This is a genomic window from Haloferax sp. ATCC BAA-644 (genome assembly GCF_000336975.1).
Classification (GTDB): domain Archaea; phylum Halobacteriota; class Halobacteria; order Halobacteriales; family Haloferacaceae; genus Haloferax; species Haloferax volcanii.
On the sequence record NZ_AOLF01000014.1, the window covers coordinates 54,514 to 81,355 of the forward strand.

Here is a 26,842-nt window from a genome sequence, read left to right on the forward strand (position 1 = left end):
ACGTCTCTCGGGAGCGCGCTCGGTCGGGCTACTCCGCCTCGTCGGTGTCGGTGTCGCTGTCGCTGTCGCCGTCGCCGTCGTCGCCGGCGGCCGGGCCGCCGCCCATGCCGGTACCGAAGGCTCCCGCGAGGCGCTCGCGGAAGGTTTCGAGTTCCGCGACGGTGTCGTCCAGTTCGCGGATGTCGTCACGCAGCGCCTCGATTTCCTCGTCGGCCGCGGCGTCTTCGACCCGCGATTGAATCTCCGCGAGGCGGTCGTCGAGGGCCTCCCGCGTCTCCACGATATCCCCGTCGAGGTCGGCGATGTCCTCGCGGATGTCCCCGACTTCGTCGTGGAGCGTCGAAGCCTGCTCTGTCGCCTCGGCGGCGCTGGATTCGGCCCCTTCGAGTCGGTCGACGGTCTCGTCGAGCCGACCGGCGATGTCGTCGAGGCGTTCGCGGACCGTCACGAGTTCCTCCTCGCGCTTGGCGAGCGTCTCCTCGACGCTGTCGAGGCGGTCGGAGCCGGCGTCGATGTCCCGCGAGGCGGTTTCGAGCCGCTCGTCGTGGTCCTCGAGCCGGCCGTCGACGGTCTCGAACTGCTCGTTGTGGGATTCGAGCCAGCCGTGGTAGTCGTCGAGGGTCTCTTCGGCGGTGTCGAGGTCGGACGCGAGGTCTTCGAGCCGGCCGTCGTGGTCGTCGAGGCGGCTCTCGGCGTCCGCGACTCGGGTAGCGACGCGGTCGGAGCGGTCGTCGACCGCGGCGATGGTCTCTTCGGCCGCGTCGAGCCGTGAGGTCGCGTCATCGACCGACTCGACCGCGCCGTCGACCATCGAGTCGAGGGCGTCGAGGTCCTCGCGGAACGCGGTCATCTCGGCGCGGAACTCGGAGACGAGGTCGCTCCCGGTCCCCTCCTCGTCGATGAACTCCGCGAGCGCGTCGGAGTACGCCGCGAGGTCCTCCATCTGCGACTGGAGGCGGCGGATGCGAACGTCGGTGCTCCGTCGCGTCTCGGCGTCGACCGCCTCGCGCAAGACTTCGATGTCCTCCTCGTCGGCCGCGCCGGACCGAATCTCGGCGGCGAGCGCCCCGACGAGGCCGTCCGCGTCAGGTGCGGGCGCGCGCTCGGCCGGGGTCGCATCGTCGTCTTGCTCGGTGACGGAGGCGACCGCCGAATCCGCGTCCGAGTCGGCGCCCGCCTCGGCATCGGCGTCGTCGGCCTCGACATCGACATCGGGCTGTTCGAGGTGTGCGGTCACGGCCGGCGCGGTGTCGGTGGCGACCGCGCGCGGGCCGGTCGATTCGGCGGACTCGTCGTCGGCCGCCTGCGCCTCGGCCGCCTCGGAGTCGGTCTCCTCGTCGTCTCCGCCAGCGAAGGCGGCCGCGAGGTCGCCGTCACTCGGCTCGTCGCCGGCGGCGTCTGCGGTATCTGCGGCGGTCGCGTCCGTCTCGGCGTCGTCGGCTGTTTCGGCCTCCGAGCCGGCGTCAGCGGTTGCGTCGAGGACGACTTCCCCCTCGTCCTCTGGGTCCGCGTCGTCGGCGTCCGACTCGTCGCGGGGCGGGTCACGGTTGCCCGCGAGCACGTCTCGAACGATTTGACTGCGGTCTTCGCCGAGGATGTCGTCGATGTCGTCGGGGTCGATACCGCCGTCGGCCGGGATGCGTTCGAGCGTCGGCTCTTCGAGGAAATCCGTCTGGTCGTGGCCGTCGGTGATGCGGATGCCGTAGACCGTTACGAGCTCCTCGCCGGGGTCGAGCGTCCGCTCGTACTCGACGCGGTGGTCCTTGTAGGCCGTCCAGTTGTCGCTCTCGAAGTCGGGGTGAAACCCGACGCTCTCCATCGGGAACGACTCCGGGATGCGGTCGATGACTCGGATGCGGGTCGCCTCGTCTCGCGTCGAACTGATGACGAACTTGATGGCGGGAACGGGAAACTCGTCGGCTGCGAAGGTCTTGTCGACCGTGACCTCGCCGTCGGAAACCGATGTAACCCCTTCGGACTCGCGGCTCATGGCCGCCACTTTCCCGACATCCATTATAAAACAACCGGGGCCGCGAAGTCGCCTCGCCGTCGTCTCCCGATTCGAGGGTTTCGATGCGGCGGCTGTCAGCCGGCGATGACCGGCGCGGAACGGCCGCCCCGAAAAGGCAGTTCGAACGCGACCTCAGAGGTCGACGCGGTCACCGATTTCGACGAGGTCGAGCGAGCGCGGGGCCTCGAAGCTCTTGGCGTGGTGGTGCAGCACCTTCGGGTCGGCGGTCATGCCCTTCCACATGTCCCAGTGGGTCGGGACGAGGCGGTCGAGGTCGAGGTCGCCCGCGGCCTCGATAATCTGGTTTTCGTCGTTGTACCACGTCGTGCGGACCGGCTCGCCCGTCTCCTTGTCGGGGATGTTACCGATGGTCCCGAACGCGAGGATGCCGAGGTCGAGGTCGTAGCGCTCCCCGATGTCGACGAACTCCTCGGCGGGCTTGGTGTCGCCGCCGTGGATGAACGTCCCCGACTCGTGTTCGAAGACGTAGGCGACCGGGTGGGACGCGTCGGGGTCGTAGGCGGGTTCGACGTGGACCGTGAACTCACCGATATCGACGCTGTCGCCCTCCGTGACCTCCTCGAACTGGTCCTCGGAGAGGTCGTAGTCGTCGAACCACGCCTCGTCGTCGTAGGCGACCGAAAGCGAGTCGTCGGGGGCGACGAACGTCGCGCCCGTGTTTTCGAGGATGGGCGCTTGACTCGGGCCGTGAACGTGGTCCGTGTGCTCGTGCGTGGCGAGGACCGCATCGGCCTCGGTCACGTCCTCGGGGTCGAACGGGACGGGAATCATACGGACCGTCCGCGGCGGGTCTCCGATGCCGACGTACGGGTCGACGAACAGCGTCGTCCCCTCGCTACCCTTGATGACGAACCCGTTGCAGCCCAGATACCAGATGGCAACCGTCTCGGGGTCGGCCGACTCGACCGCGCGCGGGAGCCAGTCGCTCCAGTCGCTGACTGTCATAGAGACGTGTCCTCCCGCCGGGGGACTAAGCGTTGCGCTCTCTCGTCCGACGCGTCCCGACGACCCGACAACAACGACTAGCAATACGCAGACAACCCGCGCATATTTGTGGAAGAAATTGTAGACTACAATAGAAAATAGAGACATATGTGGTGTATAAGGTGGTACTCTGACAAGATATTTAATGCACCAACTCATGGTATTAGCTACCATGTCAGGAACCCACAAACAAACGGCGAACTTCTCTTCGATGGCTCGGACGATGCGCGCGTGCGGCGCGTGGGAAGCGGTTTCCCCGCTGGACGACGACTCGCGGCGACCGGACGAGTTCTGACGCGACCGAGCAGCGACAGTCCGGCTTCGGTCGGACGATGCGGCCCCGCACTTATCATCTTCGGCGCGGTCCGATACTACATGAACACAGACGACAGTCTCGGTCGCGTCGAGTGCCGAGGCGACACCGCAGCACGCCGAGGAGTGACTGCGCCGTGCGCGTGAGCGTCGTCGGCGGGAGCGTCGTCCCCGACCCGGTCGAAGCCATCGCCGAAGACCTGGGTCGCCTGCTCGCCCAGCGCGGCCACACGGTCGTCTGCGGCGGCCTCGGCGGCGTCATGAAGGCGGCCTGTCGCGGCGCGAAAGACGCCGGCGGCACGACTATCGGCGTCCTGCCGGGCGAGGACCGCGAGGATGCGAACTCCTACGTCGATATCGCCGTCGCCACCGGTCTCGGTCACGCGAGAAACGCGCTCGTCGTGATGAACGGCGACGCCGTCATCGCCGTCGACGGCGGCGGCGGGACGCTCTCCGAAATCGGCTACGCCAACGTCTTCGACCGCCCGACGGCCGGCATCAGAACCCAACAGGTCGGCTCGCTAGAGGGCTTCGAGCCGTGCGACTCGCCGGAAGCGGCCGTCGCGTTCGTCGAAGACGCGGTCTGAGCGGGCCGGGCGGTCGCGCCGCGCTACGCGTCCGCGACGCCCTCGTCGCGTTCGACGCAGTCGCGGAGCAGGTCGTCGATGACGGTCTCTCGGAACGACTCCCAGTCGGTCGTCGACGCCCAGAGCCGACCCGCGTCCGTGGGTTCGAGCGCGTCGCGGCCGCGTTCGCGCTCGCGCGTCGTGACGAACCCGTTCGCGGTGAGTCCCTCGACCGCCACGTCGAGTCGCGGGGCGAGCGCGTTCGAGAGTCGCTTTTCGAATCGGTCGCCCGCCACGCTGTCGCGAGCGACGCCCACGCAGAACGAATCGAACGCCGACCACGTCTCCTCGTCGCGCGCGCCGGCGACGATGCCGTGGTGTTCGGCGCGCTCGCGGAGTTCGGCGGCGACCCCGCGGCGCGTCCGCGGGCGAGAGCGCGGCGGCCCCGCAGCGAGGACGGACAGCACCGCCGCTTCGAGGTCGCCCAGCGGCGAGAGCGCGTGCCCGTCGAGTTCGAGGGCTGACTCGCCCGTTGTGGGACCGGAATCGTCGAGGGCCGAGAGGCTCGTCGCGGCCGCGGCGGCCCGCTCGGAGAGCTCGGTCGTCCGCTCGGCAACCGGACCGGCGGCCGCCGAAAGCTGCGAGCGAGCGTCGAGATAGGCGTCGAGGTGCGCCTCGAAGCGGTCGAGCGACTCGAACAGCTCGACGGTCGCCCGGTCTTCGAACTTCCCGAAGCGCGCCTCGCAGCTCGTTCGGAAGCGGGCGACCAGTTCGTGGGGGTCGTCTTCGACCGACGCGAGCAGGCGACTCTCGCCGTCGAGCCACACGTCGAGCGCGTCGAGGACCGCGTTCGGGTCGCGAGTGTCTTCGGGGTCCGGGCGGGGGGCCTCGGACTCGACGAGGTCCGCGAGCTGTTCGCGGGCGCGGCCGACGTAGGAACTCATCGCGCCGAGCGGCGAGTCGCTGCCGGAGCGCGCCCCGCGAGCGCCCGCGGTGCGGCCGGCGCGGGAGTTCGGACGGGACTCCCCGCTGGCGTCGGCGAGCGCGTCGCGCAGGTCCGACAGGGCGATACGGAGCGGGCGGGCGACGGCCGCGGCCGCGGGGCCGTCGGAGACGCGGCGGAACTCGTCGAACGCGTCGGAGGCGGCCTCGACATCACCGACGAGCGACCGGAGGTCGTCGATAGCGGCGAGGTCGAGGCGGTCGGTCGCGGGGATGGTCAGGAGCGAGACGGTTCCGCGGTCGAGTTCGCCGCCGTCGACGAGGGCGGTTCGCGCGGCGTAGAACGCGGCGGCGACCTGCGGGGGCGCGCCCGCGAGGTTCACCTGTACGTCGCCGTCCGCGGCGGCCCCGCGGAGCAGGTCGGTCGTCGCGGCGTACAGTTCCTCGAAAGAGGCGGTAAACGGGAGTCGTGCTTCGTCGACCGCGTTCCGGCCCGCGAGCCGTTCGGTGACGGCTTTCGCGGCGTGGGCGCTCGCTCTCGGCGCACCGGGGGCGCAGTCGTCCGGGTCGCGACCCTGCTCGGGGTCGGCCTCGTCGCGGACCAGCCGAACCCGGTCGGCGTCGGCGACAGCGGCTTCGAGCGGGGTGACGACCCGCTGCACGTCGAGTCCGAGAACGGAGAGGTGGGTCGTCGGCATCTGTCTGACCAATTCGCTACCTGTGCCCTGAATGTTGTGGTGCTCCTGAGAGCCGCCCGTCAGTCGCGCCGACGCGGCGTCAGACCCACGAGCGGATGAGGTTGCGGCCGACGACGCCGAGGCCGAGCATGTCGACGACGAACAGGATGACGCTACCGAGGATGGGGACGAGCGACAGGACCGCCGCCGACGATGCTGAGGAGGATGAACGCGAGGAACCCCGGAATCGCCACGAGGAGGCCGATGATGGTGATTGCGAGGAGGACGAGCACGATGAGACCGCCGATGCCGACGCCGAGGCCCCAGAGGAACGACCCGCCGGGGTCGTTCCGAATCTCGGCGATGGCGTCTCTGGTGTACCCCGGTGCCGCGGCGACGAGGATGCCGCCGACGACGAGGTCGATGAGGAAGCTCCCACCGGCGCGGAACACCGGCGAAAGCTGCGGTGCGGATTCGAAATTCTGCGCGGCCGCGGTTCCCGCGAGCGCGAGGACGCCGAGCAGGCTCAGGAGGGCTGTTCGTGTTCGTGGAGGGACCATACGTGTCCGTGGGCGGGCGATTCGTATAGGTATTCTGGGGCGACAATCTAGAAATCGAACATATCCGAAACGAGGCGCGACGAGAGCATCGAGACAGGACGCGACACGCGGCGGGGTCGCGCGGGGCGTTCACGGGGTGTCGTGGAGCGACTCGGCTACTCGGCTTACCAGGTGCCGTGGAACGTGTCGAATTCGAGGGCGTCGAGGGGTTCGTCGCCGACGGCGATGCGGTACTCTTGGGGCGTCAGCATCGGCTTGTGGAACCGCGGACCGTCGTCGGTCGTGATGCGCGGACAGCCGGTGTTGACGAACGCGTCCATGTCGAAGTTCCGGAGCCTGTCGGGCGTCACCTCGTCCATCGTGATGAGGTAGGCGTTGTCGTTGTCCTCCAGAATCTTCTCGGCGATTTCCATGCGGCCCTGACCGATTTTCGTACAGAAGATGACGCCCCACTTCTCGGCGTCCATCGCCTTGTGGACCGAGGCGTAGCGCTGTTTCATGAACTTCCGCGTGTCGGCGATGGTGACGACGTTGTTGACGGGGTCGGCGATGACGACGTTCTTGTCGGGGTGTTCCATCGCGAGGCCGAGCGGGTGGAACTTGCCGCCGCCGACGTAGAGCACGTCGTCGGCCGGGATGTCCGCCGAGGCGTAGTTACAGCCGAGGACCTGTCCCTCGTAGGTGAGGCGGTCGTCGCCCTTGCGGGTCTGGACGGTGTAGCCGCGCTCTTCGAGCCAGTCGCACATGTCCTCGAAGCGGTTCATGTGCTGGGCGGTGGTGACGAGGCCGACCTCGTCGCCCTCGATGTCGTCGAGCGCGTCCTCCATGATGGGGAAGGGGTCGACGTTGGAGAACAGCGGGACGTAGATGATTTTGTCCGACTCCTTCATCGGCGAGTGGCCGAAGTGGACGAATACGTCGGTCCGGCGCATGAGGTACGTGTCGAGGTCGCACGCGCCGTAACACGGCTGGCCGGAGAGCATGAACGTCACGTCGTCGTCGCAGAGCTGTCGGAGGTCGTCGGCGACCGCCGGGCCGCGGCGCTTCAGCCCCTCGGGGAACTGGAGGCCGACGCGCTTTGCGTCGCGCTCCTCGATGGCTTCGACGATCTGTTCGAGTTCGTAGTCCCACTCCCGGTCGTGCTTGAGCGACATCCCGGTGTTTCGAAGGTCTCCCTCCGAGGTGGCGTCCTGGCTCATTGCCCCATCGTTGCGGACGGAGCCGTTTAACCACCGCGCTTCCCCACGAGCGAGCGTCACACACCCACACGCGAGTCGACCGGCGGTGCGGCGCCCGCGACGGTGTCACCCGGTTACCCGCCCGTCACTCGGGGATTCAAGGCTCGCGGCGGCCTACCGGTGTCCATGTCGGACATCCCCCTCGAACACGTCCACGTCGAACCGTCGGAACCGGGCGACGGGCCGGCTCCCGCCGTCGTCTTGCTCCACGGCCGCAGCTCGAACGAACAGGACCTCCTGTCTATCGCACAGGAGTTCCCCGACCACGTCCACGTCGTGAGCCTCCGCGCGCCCGACCGTCTGCAAGGCGGCTACACCTGGTACGAACTCGACCTCTCGGGGGGCGGTCTCCACGAGAGCCAGCCCCACGCCGAGCAGTTCGAACGCTCGCGGAATCTCGTCCGCGAGGCCATCGCCGGCGCGGTCGAAGCGTACGACATCGACCCCGACCGAATCGGCCTCCTCGGCTTCAGTCAGGGCGCGATTACCAGCCTGTCGCTCCTCCTCGACGACCCCGACGACTACGCGTGGGTCGTCGCGCTCCACGGCTACCTCGCGGACTCCCACGCCGACCTCGACCCCGACGGTATCGCGGGCAAACCGGTGTTCGTCGGCGGCGGGTCGATGGACCAGATCATCCCGACCTCGCGGGTCGAACGCGCCGCCGAGCGCCTCCGCGAACTCGGCGCTGACGTGACGGCGAACGTCTACAACGCGCCCCACGGCGTCGGCCCGGACGAACTGCAGGACGTGGCCGCGTTCGTCGACGCCCACGTCTGAGCGCGCCTGACGCTCGAAACGCTCGCGCCGTCGCCTTCCCCGTTCGGCAGGTTGAAACCGCTCGCACCCCAACGCGCGGCTATGAGCACGCAGACGACGCGGCTCGAAGAACTCGGGCGCGAACTCGGCGAAGCCATCGCCGACCATCCGAAGTACGAAGCCTACGAGGAGGCGAAAGCCGCCGTCGAAGCCGACGACGACGTGCAGGAACTCATCACGGAGTTCAATCAGCTTCGCGAGGAGTTCAACGTGTCCCGGCAGATGGGCGAAGCGACCCAAGAGGGGCTCCGGAAGGTCCAAGCGGCACAGGAGGAGCTCCACTCCGAGCCCGTGATGGAGGAGTACCTGCTCGCGCAGGCCGAACTCGTCGGCGAGTTAGAGAAGATTAACGAGGCCATCTCGGAGCCGCTCGCGGTCGACTTCGGCGGCGAGGCCGGCGGTTGCTGTAACGACTAAGCTCGGCTCGACGCGACTCGTTTTCGCCGCAGGTTCAAGTACCAAGCCGGGACCAGCCTCGGCTATGTTGGCAATCGCGGGCGGCAAGGGCGGCAGCGGGAAGACCACGACGACCCTCGGACTGGCGAGCGCGCTCGACGGCCCGGTGCTCGCCGTCGACGCCGACAGGGACATGCCGAACCTCCACACGATGGCCGGCGTCGGACGACCGGTGGACGCCGCCTCTGGCGCACCCGTACGGGAGCCGTCGGTTCGGTCGCATCCGACCGACTCGACCGTCTCCGTGCTGCCGGCACCCGCCGGGGCCGACGACGACGCCTTCGAGCGGTGGCTCCGAACCGCCGCGGGCGACGAGCGGCGCTCGGTCGTCGACTGTCCCGCGGGAGCCGGCCCCGACGCCGCCGTCCCGCTCCGCGTCGCCGACGGCGTGGTCGTCGTGTCGCCGCTGTGCGCGCCGGCGCTCCGCGACGCGGCGAAGACGGCCGCGATGGCGCGGGCGCTCGGCACCCCGGTCGTCGGATGTGTCATCTCTCGGTCACGAGTGGCTCCCGAGGCGGTGTCCGACCTCGTGGGCGCGCCGGTGCTCGGGACCGTTCCGGAGGAGTCATCGCCAGTACTCACTCGGCCGACAGTTCGGGCCGCGTACCGTCGGATAGCCGACAAGATACCGGGGAAGAAGTAATATGAGCGACCCTCTTACACACGGTTATGTCTCGACTGGCGACGGGAATCGACGTGCTCGACCGCCAACTGGGCGGGGGCATCCCCGCGGGGAGCATCGTCCTCCTCGCCGCCGACCCGGCCAGCCAGTCAGAGCTGTTTTTACACGAACTGACGACTACGCGAGGGACGCTGTGGCTGACGACGATTCGCTCCGCCGAGGCCGTCTCCGACGCGCTCGACCGAAACCCCGGACCGACCGGAACCCCCACGGTCCGCGACGTGGGCGGCGACGCGCCGCTCGACACGGCGAACAGTCTGGTCCGTGACCTGCCGGAGGGCGCGAATCTCATCATCGACGTGGCGGACGTGCTCGAACGCAACGAGAGCGCCCGCTACCGGAAGTTCCTCAACGACCTCCAGACCCACATGGTCAACACGCGCGGCCTGACCGTCCTCCACGGGCTGAAAGGCGAATCGGTCCCGGACAACCGCGACCTGACCGAACACATGGCCGACGTGGTGTTCGACCTCGACACGAAGATAGACGGCTCGGAAATCGTCAATCGGCTCGCGGTCCCGAAGTTCCGCGGCGGCCGCGCGCTCGACGAGACCATCAAGCTCCGGCTCGCGGAGCGCGTCACCGTCGACACCAGCCGCGACATCGCCTGAGCGTCGCATCGACGGCGAGTCGGGTCGGGTCAAGTCGGAGGCCGGACGGCGGGCGGTTAGAACACGAAGAAGCCGAACGTGCCGAGCGTGACGACCGCAATGAGCGCCATCCACGTTCGGGCGGACAGCGCCGCGCCGCGGGAGAAGACGTAGGCGAAGTACGGTGCGAGCGGCGAGAGGCGGTAGACGAACGGCACCTCGATACCGGCGCCGTATTCGAGCGAGAGCGTCAGTGCGACGGTGCAGACCCCGGCGACGAGCGCGACTGTCACGTCTGTGAGGTCGCGGAACTGGTCCGTCGCGGCGTCGTCTGGCGAAGCCATGGCTACGAGGCGGTCGGAAGGCGAGTATCAAGAAGCCGCCGATTCGCCGGGACGGCGGGGGCGGCGGACTCGCTTACTCTTCGTCGGCGTCGAGTTCCGCGGCGAGCTCGTCGGCGTCGATGTCGACGTCCTCGATTGCCTCTTCGATGTCGGCGCCGCCCGCGCCGCCCATCATGCCGCCGAGGCCGCCCATGCCGCCCATGCCGCCCTCGATGGTCTCCTGGACGATGACGCGGTCGATGTCCAGCCGCTGCATGATGTCCTGCGCGATCTGCTGCTTGGAGAACATCCACTGCTGGTTCATCGTCATCTGCGGCGTCGCCTCGATGTAGAGCGTGTCCTTCTCGACGGTGACGGTCTCCGTCTCGGGCTCGGCGTCTTCGTCCTCGTCGTCGGACTCGACGACCTGCTCCTCTTCGACCTCGTCCGTCTGAATCCAGACTTCGGGGGCCTGCTGGAGGTACATGCCGAGGAGGCCGGAGGCCTGCTCCTCGCGGTCGTCGACGAGTTCGAGCACTTCGTACTCGTATTCGAGGTCCTCGCCGGCGAGGGGGTGGTTGAAGTTGACGCGGGCGCGACCGCCGATGATGGTCTCCAGACGGCCCTGATCGCCGTCGATGGTGACCTGCGCGCCGGGGTAGCGGTCGTCCTCGTCGATTTTGTTGGCGCTGACCGTGCGCACTTCGTCCTCGTCGTACTCGCCGAAGGCGTCGACCGCCGGAATCTCGACGGTGTCCTCGTCGCCCGCCTCGGCACCGATGAGGGCCTCGTCGACCTCGGGGAAGACGTGGCCGGCACCGACGATGACGACGCGGGGCTCGAACTCGTAGCCCTCGACGTCGATCTCGGCCTCTTCGGCCACTTCTTTGTCCGTCGTGTCGACGACATCGCCGTCCTCGATCGTTCGCACCGTGTACGCGAGGCGGACGAAGTCGCCGTCCTGAATACCGGACTCGACCTCTTCATCGACCTGCTCGGCCTCCGCCTGCTGTTCGTCGCTCATACACGCTACGTGACTCGTGCGACCCTTAAGAATCACGTTTCGCCGTCGCGACGCGTTCGAGGCGGCCGACGACCGGGAACTCGACCCCGAGGGCCGCTGTGGGGGCGAATCGCTTATATCATTGTCGATAGTTATAGAAAAACGAGGCGTGTTCACATGGCACAAACTGGCTTGTTCCTCGGGTTCGTCCTCGGCGTCGCACTGCTGGCGCTCACCGTGTTCCTGACCGGTCGCGGTTGGCGACAGTACTCCGTCACGAACGTTCCGACGCCGACCGGCGGCGGGTCGTCGGGGAACGCGGGCACGGACGAGAGCACGGCAGTGACCGCGGCAGACCGCTGGGCCGACGACCCGACGGTGCTGTCGCTCGTCTTTCTCCTCGCGGCGCTCGGCTTCGGCGCGGTTGCGGTGCTGTTCGTCGGCGGCAGCACCATCCCCGAGAGCGTATCGGACGCCGCGGGGCCGGTGCTCGTCGCCGGGACGCTCACCGTCGTGGTCACGTACCTGTTCTACGGGACGTACCACGCCGCGCGGGGGCGCGGGCTGGAGCGGTCGCAGGCGGCGCTTCTCGGGTCGTGGGTGCTCGGCCTGCTGTTCGTCGTCGGCGTCGCGCTCAGGTTGGTGGGTCTCCTCTGAGATGGCGACCTCGTACGCGGGGCGACTCGACCCCCGGCACGCGCCGCGGCTGTGGTGGCTCGCGGCGCTCTGCTGGGTCGAGGCGCTCGCCGCCGGGGCGTACCTCTCCGCCGCGCCGGAGCGCGTCGGGAGCCTCCGGTACCTGTTCTATCCGTTCGTCTGGATAACTGTCGGCGCGGCGGCCGTCCTCTGGACCGAGCCACCGCGGTCGAGCGGCCGGGCGCGAGTCGTCGCCGGCGCGGTCGCCGCCGCGTACTTCCTCGTCCTCGCGGCGCTGGCCGGGTTGGTGTCCGTGGACTTCGTCGCGCTGCTCGGCGGGAGCCACGGGCACGCCACGGCGCACTATCCGACCGGCTGGCAGTTCTCGCTCGCCGCGCCGGGCTGGGGACCGCGAGTGGGCTACGCCGGCGAAGTCGTCTCCGCGACGTTCGTCCCGTACCGCGTCGCCGGCTACCTCGCGCTCGCGTACCTCGTCTACGCCGCCGCCCTCGACGCGGCGAGGCGCGCGCTCTCGGGAGCGCTCGGACTCGTCTCCTGTGTCGGCTGTACCGTCCCGCTCGTCGGCGGCCTCACCGCGGGCGCGGCCGGGGGCACCGGCGTCGTGAGCGCGCTCCGGGCGCTCTCGGTCGACATCTCGACGCTGGTGTTCGTCGCCGCCGTCGCCCTGCTCGCGCTCGGACCGTCGCTGGCGGCGCGGGCGCGGCGATGAGCCGACGCGCCGAGGGAGGAAAGGTCCGCGCCGCGGCTCGACGCGGAGCCGTCTGGACCGCTGCGCTGGCGGTCGCTTCGGTCACTTTTTCGACTTCAGCGCTCGCGCACGCCGGCTCGCTGGCCGGGTCGCTCCGCTCGGTTCCGGCCCCGTTCTGGCTCGTCGTCGTCTCCGGCGGCGGCGTCGTCTGCGTCTCGTTTCTGCTGTCGGCGTTCGTCACCGACGACGAGACGCTGGACGCCTTCGAGCGCGCGGGCGTCCGAATCGGAGGGCTCGCCGGAGCCGTCGCAACCGCGGAAGCCGCGCTCAAGCTCCTCGGCGTCGCCGCGCTCGTCCTCGTCGTCGCCTTCGGGCTGTTCGGACCGCCGGTCGGCATCGCCAACCTCGGCGTCCTGCTCGTGTGGGTCGGCTGGTGGGCCGGGTTCACGATGGTCGCCTACCTCGTCGGGAACGCGTGGCCGCTGGTGAATCCGTGGCGGACGCTCGGCGCGGCGCTTCGGGGTCGATTCGCGGCGGGAGAGAGGCTGTCGCGCCCCTACCCCGACCGACTCGGGTCGTGGCCCAGCGTCGCCGGGCTGCTCGGACTCGTCTGGCTGGAGGTCGTCAGTCCGCTCGCGGCGAACCCGCGGGCGCTCGCCGTCGTGGTCGTCGCGTACAGCCTCGGCACCGTCGGCGGCGCGGTCGTCTACGGCGACGCGTGGTTCCGCCGCGCCGACCCGGTCGCGCGGGTGTTCCGGCTGTACGGCCTGCTCGCGCCGGTCCAGCGGGGGAGTGGCGGCCTCTCGGTTTCGGTTCCCGGCGCGGGATTGGCGCGCGCCCGCGAGCGGCTGGGAGCCGACGACGTGGCCTTCGTCGTCGCGCTCCTCTGGGTGACGACGTTCGACGGCCTCGCGGTCACCGTCGCGTGGGGCCGCGTCCTCGACGCCGCGGCTCCGGTTCCCGCGTGGCTCGCGAACCTCGTCGGAATCGTCGCCGGCTTTCTCGTCTTCCTCGGCGGCTACCGACTGGCCGCGCGGGTCGCCCGCGGGACCGCCGAGACGTACGTGACCGTCGGCTTCGTCGCCGGGTGGTTCGCGCCCGCGTTGGTCCCCATCGCCGCCGGCTACCACCTCGCGCACTTCCTCGGCTACGTCGTCGGACTCGCGCCCGCGCTGGTCGCGGTCGCGGCCTCGCCGCTGGCGCCGCCCGCGAACCCCTCGGTGCTGGTCGTTCCGGCGTGGTTCGGCGGCCTCCAGTTGGCGTTCGTCGTCCTCGGTCACCTGCTTTCGGTGTGGGTGGCCCACGCCCGCGCGTTCGACCTCTTTCCGGGTCGTCTGCAACCGCTCCGAAGCGAGTACCCCTTCGTCGCCGTCACGGTCTGCTACACGATGGCGAGCCTGTGGGTCGTCGCCCAACCGACGGTCGGAGGTGTCGCCGGATGAGTCGCAGAGCGAGTCACGGGATGAGCCGCGAAGCATCGGTCGCCGTCCCCGAAACCACCGTCCCCGACGGCGAGACCGCGGCGGCGACGTGTCCGTACTGCGACCGCCCGTTCCGCCGGGAGCGACTCCGGGACCTCCACGTCGGTGACGCGCACGAGGACCTGAGCGACGGCGAAAAGGCGGCGTACGAGGCCGCGGTCGAGGCCGAGGACGAAGACCTATTCATCTACCATCTGAAGGTCGCGGGCGCGCTCGGCGTGGTCTTCACGGCGATGTTCCTGCTCGCAGTCGTCGGGTTTAGCTTGTGAGAGGAGGGCGGACAGGCTCAGGCGTGGTCGCCGCCGTGTTCCTCGTGGGGGTCCGGCAGACGCATCACGACGCCGGTGAGCACGCCGACGCCCGCTAGCGCGACGACACCGCCGACCACGACGAACGATTCGCTCGCGCCGACGGCCTCCGAGACGAGGAGGACCGCGAGTCCGAGGACGACGGCCCCGAAGGCGGCCGCGAGTGCGACGGTAGTCCAATTCATGCGTACTGTTACCACACCGAGGTCAAAGAAGGTACGTGCGACAGCGGGGGCGGAAAGAAAGACGCTGTTGAAGCCCTCAGTTACGGATAGTGTTCTGCGGTCGTGCTGAATGGAGTGCGCGAATACGGCACGAAGTGAAACGTTGCGAGCGATTCCACCTCGACTGACCCGTACCCGCCTATCGTGAGGTCTCAGTCGGAGCCAAACAGCGCTTTCGTGAGTGCGCCACCGTAGGCGAGTCGCGAACCGAGCCAGAGCGCGCCGAGGGTGACGCCCACCGCCATGAGGTAGGGCCCTGGCTCCGGGAGGCGACCGCTCGCCACGCGAGCGAGGCGGTCCGCCAGAACGATGCCGCCGAACCAGACCACCAAGAACGCGACATGTTGGTGCAGGGACTTCCGTCGGCGCGCGTGACGGTAACCCACGACGAGGAAGCCCGCGAGCAGCAAGGTACCGACAGCCGCGAGGGCGAGAGAGCGGAGCCGTCCGCCGAGCGCAAACGCCGAGGGGATGCCGATTACCACCGCGAGAACAAAGCTGGTCTGGACGACCAGTCCAAGGGATGGTTCGGTGTTGGAGGGCTGTTCAGACACAGATTGCGGTCACGGACGACGCGGCAATGAATCTTCTCCACGCGACCGGAGACCGGTCGTTCGGGTCGGCGCTACCCCACTTACCGGACGGACCATCTCTCGTGACGCTCGCCGTTATCCAGATACGTCGCCGGGTACACCCTCCCGTCTCACACGGGTTCTGCCAGTTTCTGAAGGATTCACAGGGCCCCAGAAGGGGACGAACAACGTTCCGGTTAGGCCGCGTTCTCGCCGGTCGTCGCGGCGGCGACGACGAGCGCGAAGACGGCCACCGCGAGCACGAGACCGGGGCCGACGACGAGCGGGTCTGTGAGCCCGCCGGGGGCGACGCGGGTCATCATGACGGTCACGCCGACGCCGACGGGGACCGAAAACAGGAGCGCGTAGCCGACCGCGACGAGGGTTTCGCGGGAACGCCAGCGGGAGCGGGAGTCGGCTCGCACGGTCACAGGAGCGAGTACGACGCCGCGAGCGTGAGCGCCAGCGCGGCCACGAGGCCGATGCCGACCAGATACGTCAGCGACCGCGGCTCGAACCGGAGGTGCTGGAAGTACGCCGCGACCAGCACCGCCTTCGCGGCCGACAGGACCATGATGACGCCGAAGGCCAGCCAGTAGCTCAGCCCGGCGAACTCGACCAGCACCTGGACGGTCGCCGAGACGAACAACACCGCGTAAATCGCCGTGTAGAGTTTCGTTGATACCATCTTTGTCACTTCACAGGATGTAGAACAGCGGGAACAGGAACAGCCAGACGATGTCGACGAAGTGCCAGTAGAGGCCGAAGTACTCCACCGAGCGGCTGTCTTCGAGGTACGCGCCCCGCCAGGCGCGCGCGGTCAGGTACAGCGCGACGACGAGCCCCGCGATGACGTGGGCGGCGTGCAGGCCGGTCGTGAGGAAGAACGTCGAGGCGCGGACGTTCGTCGAGAGCCACAGCCCCTCGTGGAACAGGTGTTGCCACTCCAGTCCCTTGTTGACGAGGAAGCCGATGCCGAGGACGAACGTCGCCCCGAGGCTCGTCACGAGGCCCCACTTGTGTTTCTTCTCGGCCGCGACGAGCGCGAGCACGACCGTGAAACTGCTCGTGAGCAGGATGTACGTGTTCACGAGTCCGGGAATCGGGTCGGACGGAATCGGCTCCCAGCCGGTCCAGCCGAAGGCGACGCGGGTGAACACGTAGGCCCCGATGAAGCCCCCGAACAGCACCACGTCGGACGCGAGGAATATCCACATCCCGACCTTGCCGTTGTCGATGCCGGCGAAGGGCCACGCCTCGCCTTCCTCGAAGACCGGGCCGTGGAACGGTTCGAGCCCCATGGCGACGAGCGACCCGAGGGTGACGACGCCGCCCGCGACGGCCGTCGTCGCGTAGGCGGCTCCGACCATCCCCTCGGGGAACGCGGCGTCCTGAAGCGGCGAGAGGCCGAGGAGGACGAGGAACGCGCCGGCGGAGAGGACGAACGGCCAGATGCTCGCGTGGCTCGGCCCCTCGACTTCGGTCGCTTCGGCGGTCGGGAGCGCGGACGAGACCGCCGTCGTTGCCGACGCGGTGACACCGCCGTCGGAGACGGCCGCGCCGGTCGGCCCGCTAGAGCGGTCCTCGCTCGGCGCGACCTCGCCGGCGTCGAGGAATTCGAGGTGACCGTCGCGGTAGGTCGGCGTCCCGTCGAAGTTCTCCAGCGGCGGCGGCGACGGGACGGCCCACTCGGCCGTCGTCGCGTACTCCCACGGGTTGTCTGGCGCGGGGTCACCGACGAAGGCGCTCTTGAACAGGTTGTAGAACATGATGAGGAACGACAGCCCGAGGACGAACCCGCCGACGGTGGCGAGCTGGTGCCACGGCGCGAGTTCGGGCGCGTAGTCGAACACGCGCCGGGGCGTCTCCCACGCGACGAAAAGCGGGAAGTACAGCAGGTTGAAGCCGACGAAGTAGACGGCGAAGTGGAGTTTGCCGAGGAACTCGTCGTACATCCGGCCGGTCATCTTCGGGAACCAGTAGTAGAGGCCGCCGACGAGCGCCGTCACCCCGCCGACCATCACGTAGTGGAAGTGGGCCACGACCCAGTAGGTGCCGCGGAACTCGTAGTCGAGGACGACCGCGCCGAGGAAGACGCCGGTGATGCCGCCGATGATGAACAACAGGAGCGCCCCGAAGACGAACAGGAACGGGGTCGTAAAGCGTATCTTCCCCTTCAGCATCGTGTAGATGAGCGCGAACACCATCAGGTCGAACGGCAGCGAGATGCCGATGGTGGTGATCATAAAGAGCGTCTTCACCTGCAGGTTGATGCTCGTCAGGAACATGTGGTGCATCCAGACGGCGAAGCTCTGGATGGCGACGAGCACCATCGCGAGGATGAACCACTTGCGGCCGACGATGCGGCGGCCGGTGAACGTCTGGAACACCTCCGCCATGACGCCGAGCGCCGGGAAGAAGACGATGTACACCTCGGGGTGTCCGAAGAACCAAAACAGGTGGGTCCACAGGAGCGCCCCCGCCGGCGACTCCATGGCGAAGTAGGTCGTCCCGAGCAGGCGGTCGGACGAAAGCACCAGAAGCGCCGCCAGAAGCGCCGCGAAGGCGAACAGCATCATCCACGCGGTCAGGAGAATCGTCCAGCTGAACAGCGGGAGGTTCCGAAGCGTCAGCCCCTCGGCGCGCATCCGATGCATCGTCGTCAGGAAGTTGACCGACGAGACGGTGACGGAGGCGACGAACAGCACGAGCGCCAAGACGGCCGTCGACGCCCCCACGTCCGGTGTGAACGTCGGGACGTTCAGCGGGGCGTACATCGTCCACCCGCCGGAGAACGTCCCCCCTTGGAAGAACGAGACGCCGAACAGGATGCCCGAAAAGAGGTAGAGCCAGTACGACAGCGCGTTGAGCCGCGGGAACGCGAGGTCCTTCGCGCCGAGTTGGAGCGGGACGACGTAGTTGGCGAAGCCGAACGCGAACGGCGAGAGGAACCAGAACACCATCAACAGCCCGTGGGCCGAGACGGCCTGATTGTACGCGACGGGCGCGAGAATCCCCTCGCCGAGGGCGCGCGGCGCGAGCAGTTGGACGCGCATCAGCCACGCGAGGACGCCGCCGAGCACGAGGAAGAACAGCGACGTGACGACGTAGAGGATGCCCACGTCCTTGTGGTTCGTCGTGACGAACCAGCGCTTGATGCTCCCCGTGCCGGGGAAGTCGTGACCGTGGTCGTCGCCGCCGCGGGCGACCTCGTGGCCGCCGTCGGCCGCGGCGTCCCGTTCGGGAGACGCGTCGGTCATGGTGCCACCGCCGGTCGGAGACTCGATTGCGCGGTGGCCGATTCATCGGCGCTCGACTCGTTCGCGGTCGCGTTCTCCGCGGTCGTGTTCGCGTACCACGCCTCGTACTCGTCGGGCGGCATCACGACGACCTCGGCTGACATATACGAGTGGCCGGCCCCGCAGAGTTCGTAACACTGCGCGGTGTACGTCCCCGGTTCGTCGGCGGTGAACCACGTCTCGGTCTCCTGGCCGGGGATGGCGTCGGACTTGACGCGTAACTCCGTGACCCCGAAGTTGTGGAACACGTCCGCGGTGGTAATCGTCAGTCGGACGGGCCGGTCGGCGGGGACCCGGAGGACGCCGTCGGTGGTGTGGCCGTTCGGGTAGGTAAAGCGCCAGCCGAACTGGTAGCCCTCGACGGCCACGTCGAGCGAGTCGTCGGCGGCGGGGCCTTCCTCGACGTACAGGAGCGTCAGATACGTCCACGAGACCAGCGAGACGACGATGACCATGCTCATGAAAAACGAGGTGAACAGCTTCCGTCCCCCGCCGCTTCCCGACGGGAGTTCACCGAGGACGAGGCGGTCCCCGTCGTCGATGTGGCCGTTCCCGGAGCCGGAGCGATACTTGTACGCGTTGTAGAGCATATACCCCACGACGACAACCCCCACGAGCGTCCCCAAGAGCAGGAACACCTCGAAGATGCTCTCGAAGACGAACGCGCGGGTCCCCCGCGGAACCAACCCCGACTGGAGCGGGAACGCGGCCGTCAGTACGTATTCCGTGACCATTGATAACACCACCCAAATAAGATAATTAACGTTCGTGATGATTATTGTTTCGGAGCAATCGGAGAAGCGGCGTCGAACGGGCGGTTCCGGTCGGTCGCAGGGCGAAGCGGGGAGCAAAACGAGCGAAGTCGCCGGCGACGACGAGTGATGGCGGACGGGCGGCGGGCGACGGCGGCCGCGTCTTCGGCCGCGGTGACGCTCAGACCTCGTGTTGCGGGATGTCCGCGAACAGTTCGAGCAGGTAGCCGAGCGAGAGACCGTACACCCAGTGAGCCAGAAGCGAGAACACGAGGAACGAGGCGATGACGAACGCGTCCGCGGGCGGCCAGAACGCCGGCACGAACCCGACCCAGTAGAGCGTCGCGAACGACACGCCGCGGAGGTACTTCGGTGACTCCGGTGGGAGGAACGCGCCGACGACGACGAACGTCACCGGGAGGACGACGACCCCGCCGATACCGAAGAGGAACGCTCCGAGGGCGAGCGTCGGTTCGTAGCCGAAGAACGCCCCCATCCCGGCGAACCGCGTAATCGGCTCGGTCGTAAACAGACCGAGGAGTTCGGGGATGCCGACGAGGACGGGCAGCATCAGCACCGTCCCGACGAAGCCACTTGCCATCGCAGTGAGGATGACGTTCCCCGTGATGTCGTAGTCGGCGGTCTCGCCGGCGCGCTGTTCGACCGCGGTAGCCGGGTTCGGCGTCTCTTGACTCATACTCCCGTCATACTACGGGTTCTTTAATGATAAAAGGTAACAAATGCCGTAGTGTTGAGGGGTCGCCGGCGCGAGTCACCGAGGTTTTTGCCCTCCGGACGCGCCCGTGAGTGCATGTACGAAGTCGAGGTCAAGGTCCGCGCGGACCACGGCGCGGTTCGCGAGCGACTCGACGCGGCCGGGGCCGAACAGGTCAACCGGGTCGCCCAGACGGACGCCTACTACGACGCCCCGCACAGGGATTTCGCAGAGACCGACGAGGCGCTCCGACTCCGCCGGGAGTCGCGCTACGAGGGCGGCGAACTTGCCGACGAGGAGACCGTCGTCACCTACAAGGGACCGCTCGTAGACGAGTCGTCGAAGACCCGCCGGGAGTACGAGACCGGCGTCGAAGACGGTGAAACGATGGACGCTATCTGCGAGGCGGTCGGCTTCGAACCCGCCGCGACCGTCGAGAAAGAGCGCGAGCGGTTCGCCCTCGACGGCTACACCGTCTCGCTCGATTCGGTGTCCGGGCTTGGCGAGTTCGTGGAGGTCGAAATCGAAGTCGAGTCCGGCGTCGACGACGCCCGCGAGGGGGCATTCGCCGTCCTCCGGGACCTCGGTCTCGACCCCGACGACCAGATTCGGACCTCCTACCTCGGGATGCTGCTCGGCGCGCCCGAAGAATAGACGGACTATCGACCCCCGCGGGCGTCCGTAACCTCGGCAGATACTGCCCGAGCATACTCTCAGGTAATACGAGTGTGGCCAAAGGTTTCCGCAAGTTATAGAACCGCCCGCCGGGTACGTCCCGCCAATGAGCGACCGAAATATCCGCCTCGAATCCGCCGACAAGCGCGCGGTCGAGGACCAGGAGGTCGAAATCGTCGAGCGAAAGGGTATCGGGCACCCCGACTCCATCTCCGACGGCATCGCCGAGAGCGTCTCCCGCGCCCTCTCGAACCTCTATCTCGACCGCGTCGGCAAGGTGCTGCACTACAACACCGACGAGACCCAACTCGTCGCCGGCACGGCCGCGCCCGCCTTCGGCGGCGGCGAGGTCATCGAGCCCATCTATCTCCTCATCGTCGGCCGCGCCACGAAGGAGTACGACGGCGAGAAGATTCCCGTCGATTCGACGGCGCTCCGGGCCGCCCGCGAGTACCTCAACGAGAACATCCCCGGGCTCGACGTGGGCACGGACATCATCGTCGACGTGAAGCTCGGCGAGGGCTCCGGCGACCTCCAGGACGTGTTCGGCGAGGAGACCCAGCAGGTCCCGATGGCCAACGACACGAGCTTCGGCGTCGGCCACGCCCCCCTGACCGAGACGGAGCGCATCGTCCTCGAAGCCGAGCGCGCCCTCAACGGCGCGGCCTACGGCGACGACCACCCCGAACTCGGACAGGACATCAAGCTCATGGGCAAGCGCGAGGGCGACGTCATCGACGTGACCGTCGCCGCCGCGATGGTCGACAAGTACATCGAGGACATCGACGACTACGTCGCCGCGGTCGACGACGTCCGCGAGTTCGTCTCCGACCTCGCCACCGACTACACGGACCGCAAGGTCAACGTCGAGGTCAACACCGCCGACGACTACGAGGAAGGTTCCATCTACCTCACGACGACCGGCACGTCCGCCGAGCAGGGCGACGACGGCTCCGTCGGCCGCGGCAACCGCGCCAACGGCCTCATCACGCCGAACCGCCCGATGAGCATGGAAGCGACCTCCGGCAAGAACCCCGTCAACCACATCGGGAAGATTTACAACCTGCTTTCCACCCACATCGCCGAGACGGTCGTCGACGAGGTCGACGGCATCCGCGACCTCCAGGTCCGCCTGCTCTCGCAAATCGGCCGCCCCATCGACGAACCCCACGTCGCCGACGCGAAGGTCATCACGGACGACGGCGTCACCATCGCTGACATCGAAGACGAGGTTATCGCCATCATCGACCGCGAACTCGCGAACGTGACCGACATCACCCGCCGGACCATCGAAGGCGAACTCAGCACGTTCTGAGGCGTCGCCTCGCGGCGGGTCGAAACGAAAAACAAAACACCGACCGCCGCGTCGCCCGCGAGGGCGGTGCGATTACTCCTCGCCGTAGTACTTCTCGACCAGCCGCGCGGCCGCCTCGGCCGTCTTCCGGTAGTCGCGGTCGCCGTCCGGCGTCCGAACCGCGTACTCGTAGTGCCGACTGCTCGGTACGTACCACTTCTCGGGGAAGTCGTCGAGGACGTGCTGGGGGTCGCCGTTCTTCGGCGCGCCCGCTTCGACGGCTGATTCGGTGGTGTCGGCGGCGTCGTCCCCGTCACTGGCTTCGGCCTCCCCGTCGTCCCGGGGGGCCATCACGGACGGGTCGGACTCCACGAGGAGCGTCTCGGGCACGTCGGGATGCGACGCCGAGATACCGCGGTGGACGCCGGGCGTGTTCGACGCCGCGAGCGTCTGGTCCATCAGAATCTTCTGCATGCTAATCTCGTGGCCGTCGCCGGGGTCGCGCTGGTCGTAGCTGCCGTCGGCGTTCATCTCCCACGCCTTCCGGTTGTCCCCGAAGCCGAGTTCGAGGATGAACCGCAACTGCTCGCGGATGTCGGGGTCTTCGACGGGGGCGATGGCCTCCACGCGCTTGTCGAGGTTGCGGGTCATCCAGTCCGCCGAACCGACGTAGTAGTCGGGGTCGCCCGCGTTCTCGAAGTAGAAGATGCGGGAGTGTTCGAGGAAGCGGTCCACGACGCTGCGGACCGTGACGGTCTCCGAGACGCCTTCCAGTCCGGGTCGGAGCCGACAGATGTCGCGGACGAGCAGGTCGATGTCGACGCCGGCCATCGACGCCTCGTACAGTTCCTCGACGATGCCGGGGTCTTCGAGCGCGTTCATCTTGGCGACGATGCGGGCGTCGCGGCCGGCGCGGGCGTGTTCGGCCTCCCGGCGGATGCACTTCGTGAACTCGGTTCGCATCGTCACGGGCGCGATGAGGAGCTTCCGGAACTCCTCGTCCAAGGAGGGACCGGTGAAGAAGTTGAACACCTTCACGAGGTCCTGTCCGATGTCGCGGTCGGCGGTGAGGACGCCGAGGTCGACGTAGCCCTTCGCGGTCCCGGAGTGGTAGTTCCCCGTGGCGACGTGGGAGTAGAGGCGGACGCCGTCTTCCTCCTCGCGGACGACGAGCGCCGTCTTCGTGTGCGTCTTGAGGCCGATGGTGCCGTAGGCGACGTGGATGCCCTCCTCTTCGAGGCGACGGACCCATTCGAGGTTGTTCTGCTCGTCGAACCGCGCTTTGAGCTCGACCATCGCCGCGACCTGTTTGCCGTTGTCGGCGGCGTCGATGAGCGCTTCGATGACCTGCGAGTCCGAGGCCGTCCGGTAGATGGCGGCCTTGATGGCCAACACGTCGGGGTCGTTGGCGGCCGCGTCGAGGAACTCCTGGACGGTGTCACCGAACGAGTGGTACGGGTGGTGCAACAGCACGTCTTTGCGGCGGATTTCGTCGAAGATGGTGTCGCCGTCGTCGCCGGCCGCCTCGGGGGACGACGCGCCCGAGCCGATGCCCGCGTCGGTCGCGTCGAGGTCCGAAAACCGCGGGTGCGGCTGCGGCGTCCACGACTCCAGCGAGAGGTCCGGCCGGTCGAGGTCCGTGAGGTCCATCAGTTCGCGGTAGTCGAGCGGCCCGCGGAGTTCGAACACCTCGCGGTCGTCGAGGTCCAACTGTTCGACGAGGAGGTCTCGCGCGGCCGCGGGCGCGTCGGCCTCGATTTCGAGGCGGACCACGGTGGCGAAGCGGCGCTGTTCGAGCACCTCCTCTATCATGTCGATGAGGTCCTCCGCGACCTCCTCGTTGCGGCGGACCTCGGCGTTTCGCGTCAGCTTGAACACCGCGGTGTCCACGACCTCGACGTTCGGGAACAGCAGGTCGAGGTTGGCGCGGATGACCTCCTCCAAGAGGACGTATCGGACCTCGTCGCCGTCGGTCTCGACCTCGACGAGCCGCGGGCGGTTCTGCGGAATCTTCACCCGGGTGAACGTCTGGTCGCCGTCGTCGTCGCGGGTGACCACCGCGAGCGACAGCGAGAGGTTCGAGATGAACGGGAACGGGTGGGCCGGGTCGAACGACAGGGGCGTCAGCGTCGGCAGCACCGAGAGTTCGAAGTAGTCCCGCATCTCCGCCCGCTGGTCGGGCGTCAGGTCGTCGTAGTCACAGATGTGGATGCCCTCCCCGGCGAGCGCCGGGCGAATCTCCTCGCGGTAGCACTCGGCCTGTCGCTCGAACATGGGCCGGGCCTTGTCGATGGCCTCCTCCCACTGCTTGAGGGGCGTCCGGCCGTCGGTCGTCCGCTCCGTCACGCCGGCGTCTATCTGCTGTTTCAGCCCGCCGACGCGCTTCATGAAGAACTCGTCTAAGTTCTTCGTGAAGATGGACAGAAATCGGACCCGTTCGAGAAGCGGGTTCCGGTCGTCGAGCGCTTCGTTGAGCACGCGGGACTGGAACTCCAGTTCGCTCAGTTCGCGGTTGAGGTAGTACTGCGGGTCAGCGAGGTCGATGTCGGCTGGCGACTCGTCGGTCATTGGCATCGAGTGGGCGTCGAGTGGGCGTCGGTCGGGAATCGAGCGGGCGTCGAGCGCGACGGCGGGTCGGTCGGCGGGTGTACGAGACAGAGAGGGTGTGAAATCTATTAAGCGGTTTATATTGTTTCGCCGTCTGACTACGGTTCAGTAAATTGTACTATGTACAGATATATAACACTAATAGCGAGAGGGAGCGCCGTGCCGCGCAGGACGCGGACGCCCCGCGAAACGAGACGCTGAAGGGTGCCCCCGGAGAACGTCGACCGTGAATCAGACGGCGCACGTCGTCCTCGTCGGCTACGGCGAGGTGGGCACGAAGAGTTCGAGCGTCCGGGCGAAGATGGAGGCCAGACTGCGGACGAACCTCCAGGCGGTCCTCGACGACCGCTCGCTCCCGGGCCGCGTCGAGCGGGAGTGGTCCCGCCTGCTCGTCCGCGACGCGGCCGACGCCGAGGCCGTCGCGGCCGCCTGCGCCGAGGTGCCGGGCGTCGTCTGGGCGCGTCCCTGCGTCGCTTGCGACCCCGTCCTCGACGACATCGTCGCCACCTGTCGAACCCTCGCGGACGACCACCCCGACGGGGCGAAGTTCGCCGTCGACGCCGACCGCGTCGGCGACGCCGACCAGCACGACTTCACCAGTTCCGACCTCGAACGCGAGGCCGGGAGCGCCGTCGTCGAGGCGACCGGCGCGCCCGTGGACCTCGACGACCCCAACCGGACCTACCGCATCGAGTGCCGCGAGGAGACGGCGTATCTCTCCGTCCGGCGGTTCGACGGCCCCGGCGGCCTCCCGCTCGGAACGCAGGGACGGGCCGTCTCGCTCGTCTCCGGCGGCATCGACTCGCCGGTGGCGACGTGGGAGCTGATGCGCCGGGGCTGCGAAATCGTCCCCGTCTACGTCGATTTGGGCGACTACGGTGGCGCTGACCACCGCGCGCGGGCCATCGAGACGGTGCGGACCATCGCCCGTCGCGCCCCGAACGCGGACATGCGAGTGCACGTCGTCCCCGCCGGCGACGTGGTCGAACGACTGATGGAGTCCGTCGATGACACCCGGATGCTCTCGCTGCGGCGCGCCATGCTCGCCATCGCCGCCGAGGTCGCCACCGACGAGCACGCCCACTCAATCGTGACCGGCGAATCGCTCGGTCAGAAGTCGAGCCAGACCGGCGAGAACCTCGCCGTCACCGAGGCCGCGGTCGACTACCCCGTCCACCGCCCGCTTTTGACCCGCGACAAGACCGACATCGTCGCGGCCGCGCGCGACCTCGGCACCTACGACGACTCGACGCTCCCCGTCGGCTGCGAGCGCGTCGCGCCGAGTTTCCCCGAGACGAACGCCTCGCTGTCGGCCGTCGAGGCCGCGGAGCCCGATGACCTGTTCGACCTCGCGGTGGCGGCCGCCCGCGAGCGAGTCGTCGTCTCGCCCGACGGCGAGTGAGCGACCGAACGCCGAAGCGACTGAACCCCGGGACGCCGAAGCGCGAGCGGAGGGTCGAACGCCATCCAGAACCCGAAAGCGGCCGCCGCCCGACCTACCGAGGCACGGTACCGACGCCCACACGAACCGTGCAAACCACCACCATAGTCACGATTCTCCGAACGTTTAGATTCGTTTCGAATGAACAATTGCACAAAAATGGCTTTATTTACCGTGAGCACTAGGGTTCTCCCATGTCGAAAACATCGCATCCCGGTCGCGGACACCCCGGCCCCGAGTGGCGCGTCAGCCACCGGGCGTCGCGGACCGACTGGAGCGACACCGTCGAGCGGTGCGGGGCCTGCCGCGCCCGCGTGGACATGAGCGAAGCCCACTATCAGCTCCTCCTCGAACGAGACATCGACAAGCCCGGCAAGATAACCCTCGAACGCGAGCGCGTCGTCTTCTGCGACGAGTCCTGCGCCGCCGAGTGGGAATCGACCGCCTGAGTACCGGAACCGCTTTACCGAATCCGGTCCCTCCCTCTCGACGTGACGCAGGTCTGTATCGTCGGCGCGGAGGACGTGCACCTCCAGTACGAACTGCTGTCGCGCGACACCGCGCGCGCGGCGCTTTCGACCTACGATATCTCCGAACCGTTCGACAACTCGCTTTCGGTCGACACGGTGAGTCTCGGCGCGGCCGTCTCGCTTCTCAACGACCTCAACTGGTATCTCGTCCGGTTCGCCGACTTCTCGTTGGTCCGCGAGCCCTCCGTCTCGGTCGACGAGTGGCTCTCCCGCGACCTCGCCCGACAGATTCGAGACGGGAATGTTCAGCCCGATGACACGGGCGACCACCTCGCCATCTACGGCGTCGAAGACGGCCGCCTCGTCGAGCCGATGTTCGTGACGCGCGTCGACGGCTCGGTGCCCGACTACGACCTCAGAGACGTGGAGCGAACGCTCGTCGTCAGAGTGGGAGAAGACGAGTTCGGTCGGTGAG

General features: G+C 68.0%; 29 protein-coding genes and 1 pseudogene. 15 read left to right on the top strand and 15 right to left on the bottom strand.

The genetic code is table 11. The features are described 5' to 3' along the window. Nucleotides 1–28 precede the first annotated feature (28 nt). Both C458_RS07240 and C458_RS07245 read right to left on the bottom strand, forming a co-directional pair. Nucleotides 29–1,990 carry a hypothetical protein gene (locus C458_RS07240; RefSeq protein ID WP_008578187.1) on the bottom strand — a complete coding sequence of 654 codons (1,962 nt, stop codon included), beginning with the start codon at nt 1,988–1,990 and terminating at the stop codon, nt 29–31. A 153-nt stretch (nt 1,991–2,143) separates the two neighbouring features. Then, nucleotides 2,144–2,977, bottom strand: a complete 834-nt coding sequence (locus C458_RS07245) for an MBL fold metallo-hydrolase (RefSeq protein WP_008574449.1) — start codon at nt 2,975–2,977, stop codon at nt 2,144–2,146. A gap of 211 nt (nt 2,978–3,188) precedes the next feature. Between C458_RS07245 and C458_RS18795 the strand changes: the two genes are divergently transcribed. Both C458_RS18795 and C458_RS07250 read left to right on the top strand, forming a co-directional pair. Next, a complete protein-coding gene (locus C458_RS18795) occupies nt 3,189–3,311 on the top strand; it encodes a hypothetical protein (protein WP_013035294.1) in 123 nt (40 codons plus the stop codon). A gap of 154 nt (nt 3,312–3,465) precedes the next feature. After that, nucleotides 3,466–3,915, top strand: coding sequence for a TIGR00725 family protein (locus C458_RS07250; RefSeq protein ID WP_008574450.1), 450 nt, complete (start codon nt 3,466–3,468; stop codon nt 3,913–3,915). Between the two features lie 23 nt (nt 3,916–3,938). Here C458_RS07250 and C458_RS07255 read toward each other — a convergent pair whose 3' ends face one another. The 3 genes and pseudogenes from C458_RS07255 to dph2 all read right to left on the bottom strand — a co-directional run bounded on the left by C458_RS07255 (nt 3,939) and on the right by dph2 (nt 7,272). Then, nucleotides 3,939–5,534, bottom strand: coding sequence for a hypothetical protein (locus C458_RS07255; protein WP_008574451.1), 1,596 nt, complete (start codon nt 5,532–5,534; stop codon nt 3,939–3,941). A 79-nt stretch (nt 5,535–5,613) separates the two neighbouring features. Then, a pseudogene (locus tag C458_RS07260) lies at nt 5,614–6,073 on the bottom strand (hypothetical protein). 164 nt (nt 6,074–6,237) lie between these two features. Then, entirely contained in the window at nt 6,238–7,272 is a 1,035-nt protein-coding gene (gene dph2 / locus C458_RS07265; RefSeq protein ID WP_008574453.1) for a diphthamide biosynthesis enzyme Dph2, read from the bottom strand. A 165-nt stretch (nt 7,273–7,437) separates the two neighbouring features. Here dph2 and C458_RS07270 point away from each other — a divergent pair, with 165 nt between their 5' ends. From C458_RS07270 to C458_RS07285, 4 genes are all read left to right on the top strand, one after another. Further along, entirely contained in the window at nt 7,438–8,091 is a 654-nt protein-coding gene (locus C458_RS07270; RefSeq protein ID WP_008574455.1) for an alpha/beta hydrolase, read from the top strand. Between the two features lie 81 nt (nt 8,092–8,172). Then, nucleotides 8,173–8,547, top strand: coding sequence for a YlbF family regulator (locus C458_RS07275; protein ID WP_004041523.1), 375 nt, complete (start codon nt 8,173–8,175; stop codon nt 8,545–8,547). 64 nt (nt 8,548–8,611) lie between these two features. Continuing rightward, nucleotides 8,612–9,229, top strand: coding sequence for a cell division inhibitor MinD-like protein (locus C458_RS07280; RefSeq protein ID WP_008574458.1), 618 nt, complete (start codon nt 8,612–8,614; stop codon nt 9,227–9,229). Between the two features lie 26 nt (nt 9,230–9,255). Beyond that, entirely contained in the window at nt 9,256–9,879 is a 624-nt protein-coding gene (locus C458_RS07285; RefSeq protein ID WP_008574460.1) for a hypothetical protein, read from the top strand. Nucleotides 9,880–9,935: 56 nt separating this feature from the next. On the opposite strand, the gene C458_RS07290 is transcribed toward C458_RS07285, so the two are convergent. Both C458_RS07290 and C458_RS07295 read right to left on the bottom strand, forming a co-directional pair. Beyond that, on the bottom strand, nt 9,936–10,202 hold the full coding sequence (locus tag C458_RS07290) for a hypothetical protein (RefSeq protein ID WP_008574462.1): 267 nt from the start codon (nt 10,200–10,202) through the stop codon (nt 9,936–9,938). A gap of 73 nt (nt 10,203–10,275) precedes the next feature. Beyond that, nucleotides 10,276–11,205: a peptidylprolyl isomerase gene (locus C458_RS07295; RefSeq protein WP_008574464.1), complete on the bottom strand. Its 930-nt coding sequence runs from the start codon at nt 11,203–11,205 to the stop codon at nt 10,276–10,278. Between the two features lie 156 nt (nt 11,206–11,361). On the opposite strand from C458_RS07295, the gene C458_RS07300 reads away from it, so the two are divergent. From C458_RS07300 to C458_RS07315, 4 genes are read left to right on the top strand one after another with little or no spacing between them, the layout of a single operon-like run. Then, a complete protein-coding gene (locus C458_RS07300) occupies nt 11,362–11,841 on the top strand; it encodes a hypothetical protein (RefSeq protein WP_008574466.1) in 480 nt (159 codons plus the stop codon). Nucleotide 11,842: 1 nt separating this feature from the next. Continuing rightward, nucleotides 11,843–12,550: a hypothetical protein gene (locus C458_RS07305; protein WP_008574467.1), complete on the top strand. Its 708-nt coding sequence runs from the start codon at nt 11,843–11,845 to the stop codon at nt 12,548–12,550. Next, a complete protein-coding gene (locus C458_RS07310; RefSeq protein ID WP_008574469.1) occupies nt 12,547–13,971 on the top strand; it encodes a hypothetical protein in 1,425 nt (474 codons plus the stop codon). Before C458_RS07305 ends, C458_RS07310 begins: the two co-directional genes overlap by 4 nt. 20 nt (nt 13,972–13,991) lie before the next feature. Further along, a complete protein-coding gene (locus tag C458_RS07315; protein WP_008574471.1) occupies nt 13,992–14,279 on the top strand; it encodes a hypothetical protein in 288 nt (95 codons plus the stop codon). A gap of 17 nt (nt 14,280–14,296) precedes the next feature. On the opposite strand, the gene C458_RS07320 is transcribed toward C458_RS07315, so the two are convergent. The 7 genes from C458_RS07320 to C458_RS07350 form a co-directional block, all read right to left on the bottom strand. Further along, nucleotides 14,297–14,503, bottom strand: a complete 207-nt coding sequence (locus C458_RS07320; protein ID WP_008574473.1) for a hypothetical protein — start codon at nt 14,501–14,503, stop codon at nt 14,297–14,299. Between the two features lie 191 nt (nt 14,504–14,694). Further along, nucleotides 14,695–15,096 (bottom strand): hypothetical protein, encoded by a 402-nt coding sequence (locus tag C458_RS07325; RefSeq protein ID WP_008574475.1) that lies wholly within the window; start codon nt 15,094–15,096, stop codon nt 14,695–14,697. A gap of 215 nt (nt 15,097–15,311) precedes the next feature. Further along, nucleotides 15,312–15,545 carry a hypothetical protein gene (locus C458_RS07330; protein WP_007274416.1) on the bottom strand — a complete coding sequence of 78 codons (234 nt, stop codon included), beginning with the start codon at nt 15,543–15,545 and terminating at the stop codon, nt 15,312–15,314. Next, nucleotides 15,542–15,802 (bottom strand): cytochrome C oxidase subunit IV family protein, encoded by a 261-nt coding sequence (locus C458_RS07335; protein ID WP_004976702.1) that lies wholly within the window; start codon nt 15,800–15,802, stop codon nt 15,542–15,544. Before C458_RS07335 ends, C458_RS07330 begins: the two co-directional genes overlap by 4 nt. Before the next feature lie 10 nt (nt 15,803–15,812). Beyond that, nucleotides 15,813–18,374: a cbb3-type cytochrome c oxidase subunit I gene (locus C458_RS07340; protein WP_008574479.1), complete on the bottom strand. Its 2,562-nt coding sequence runs from the start codon at nt 18,372–18,374 to the stop codon at nt 15,813–15,815. Then, nucleotides 18,371–19,147, bottom strand: coding sequence for a cytochrome c oxidase subunit II (gene coxB, locus C458_RS07345; protein WP_008574480.1), 777 nt, complete (start codon nt 19,145–19,147; stop codon nt 18,371–18,373). Before coxB ends, C458_RS07340 begins: the two co-directional genes overlap by 4 nt. A gap of 199 nt (nt 19,148–19,346) precedes the next feature. Continuing rightward, nucleotides 19,347–19,862 (bottom strand): DUF6789 family protein, encoded by a 516-nt coding sequence (locus C458_RS07350; protein WP_004063179.1) that lies wholly within the window; start codon nt 19,860–19,862, stop codon nt 19,347–19,349. 114 nt (nt 19,863–19,976) lie between these two features. Here C458_RS07350 and cyaB point away from each other — a divergent pair, with 114 nt between their 5' ends. Continuing rightward, nucleotides 19,977–20,534: a class IV adenylate cyclase gene (gene cyaB / locus C458_RS07355; protein ID WP_008574482.1), complete on the top strand. Its 558-nt coding sequence runs from the start codon at nt 19,977–19,979 to the stop codon at nt 20,532–20,534. A 127-nt stretch (nt 20,535–20,661) separates the two neighbouring features. Next, nucleotides 20,662–21,870: a methionine adenosyltransferase gene (locus C458_RS07360; RefSeq protein WP_008574484.1), complete on the top strand. Its 1,209-nt coding sequence runs from the start codon at nt 20,662–20,664 to the stop codon at nt 21,868–21,870. 72 nt (nt 21,871–21,942) lie between these two features. On the opposite strand, the gene ppk1 is transcribed toward C458_RS07360, so the two are convergent. After that, the gene (ppk1, locus tag C458_RS07365) at nt 21,943–24,417 is read right to left on the bottom strand and encodes a polyphosphate kinase 1 (RefSeq protein WP_008574487.1); all 2,475 of its coding nucleotides are present in this window, start codon (nt 24,415–24,417) and stop codon (nt 21,943–21,945) included. Between the two features lie 265 nt (nt 24,418–24,682). On the opposite strand from ppk1, the gene thiI reads away from it, so the two are divergent. The 3 genes from thiI (at nt 24,683) to C458_RS07380 (ending at nt 26,841) form a co-directional block, all read left to right on the top strand. Continuing rightward, a complete protein-coding gene (gene thiI / locus C458_RS07370; protein ID WP_008574489.1) occupies nt 24,683–25,858 on the top strand; it encodes a tRNA uracil 4-sulfurtransferase ThiI in 1,176 nt (391 codons plus the stop codon). A 233-nt stretch (nt 25,859–26,091) separates the two neighbouring features. Next, entirely contained in the window at nt 26,092–26,346 is a 255-nt protein-coding gene (locus tag C458_RS07375) for a hypothetical protein (protein ID WP_008574490.1), read from the top strand. Between the two features lie 42 nt (nt 26,347–26,388). Continuing rightward, nucleotides 26,389–26,841 (top strand): DUF5804 family protein, encoded by a 453-nt coding sequence (locus tag C458_RS07380; protein ID WP_008574491.1) that lies wholly within the window; start codon nt 26,389–26,391, stop codon nt 26,839–26,841. The last annotated feature ends 1 nt before the right edge of the window (nt 26,842 follow it).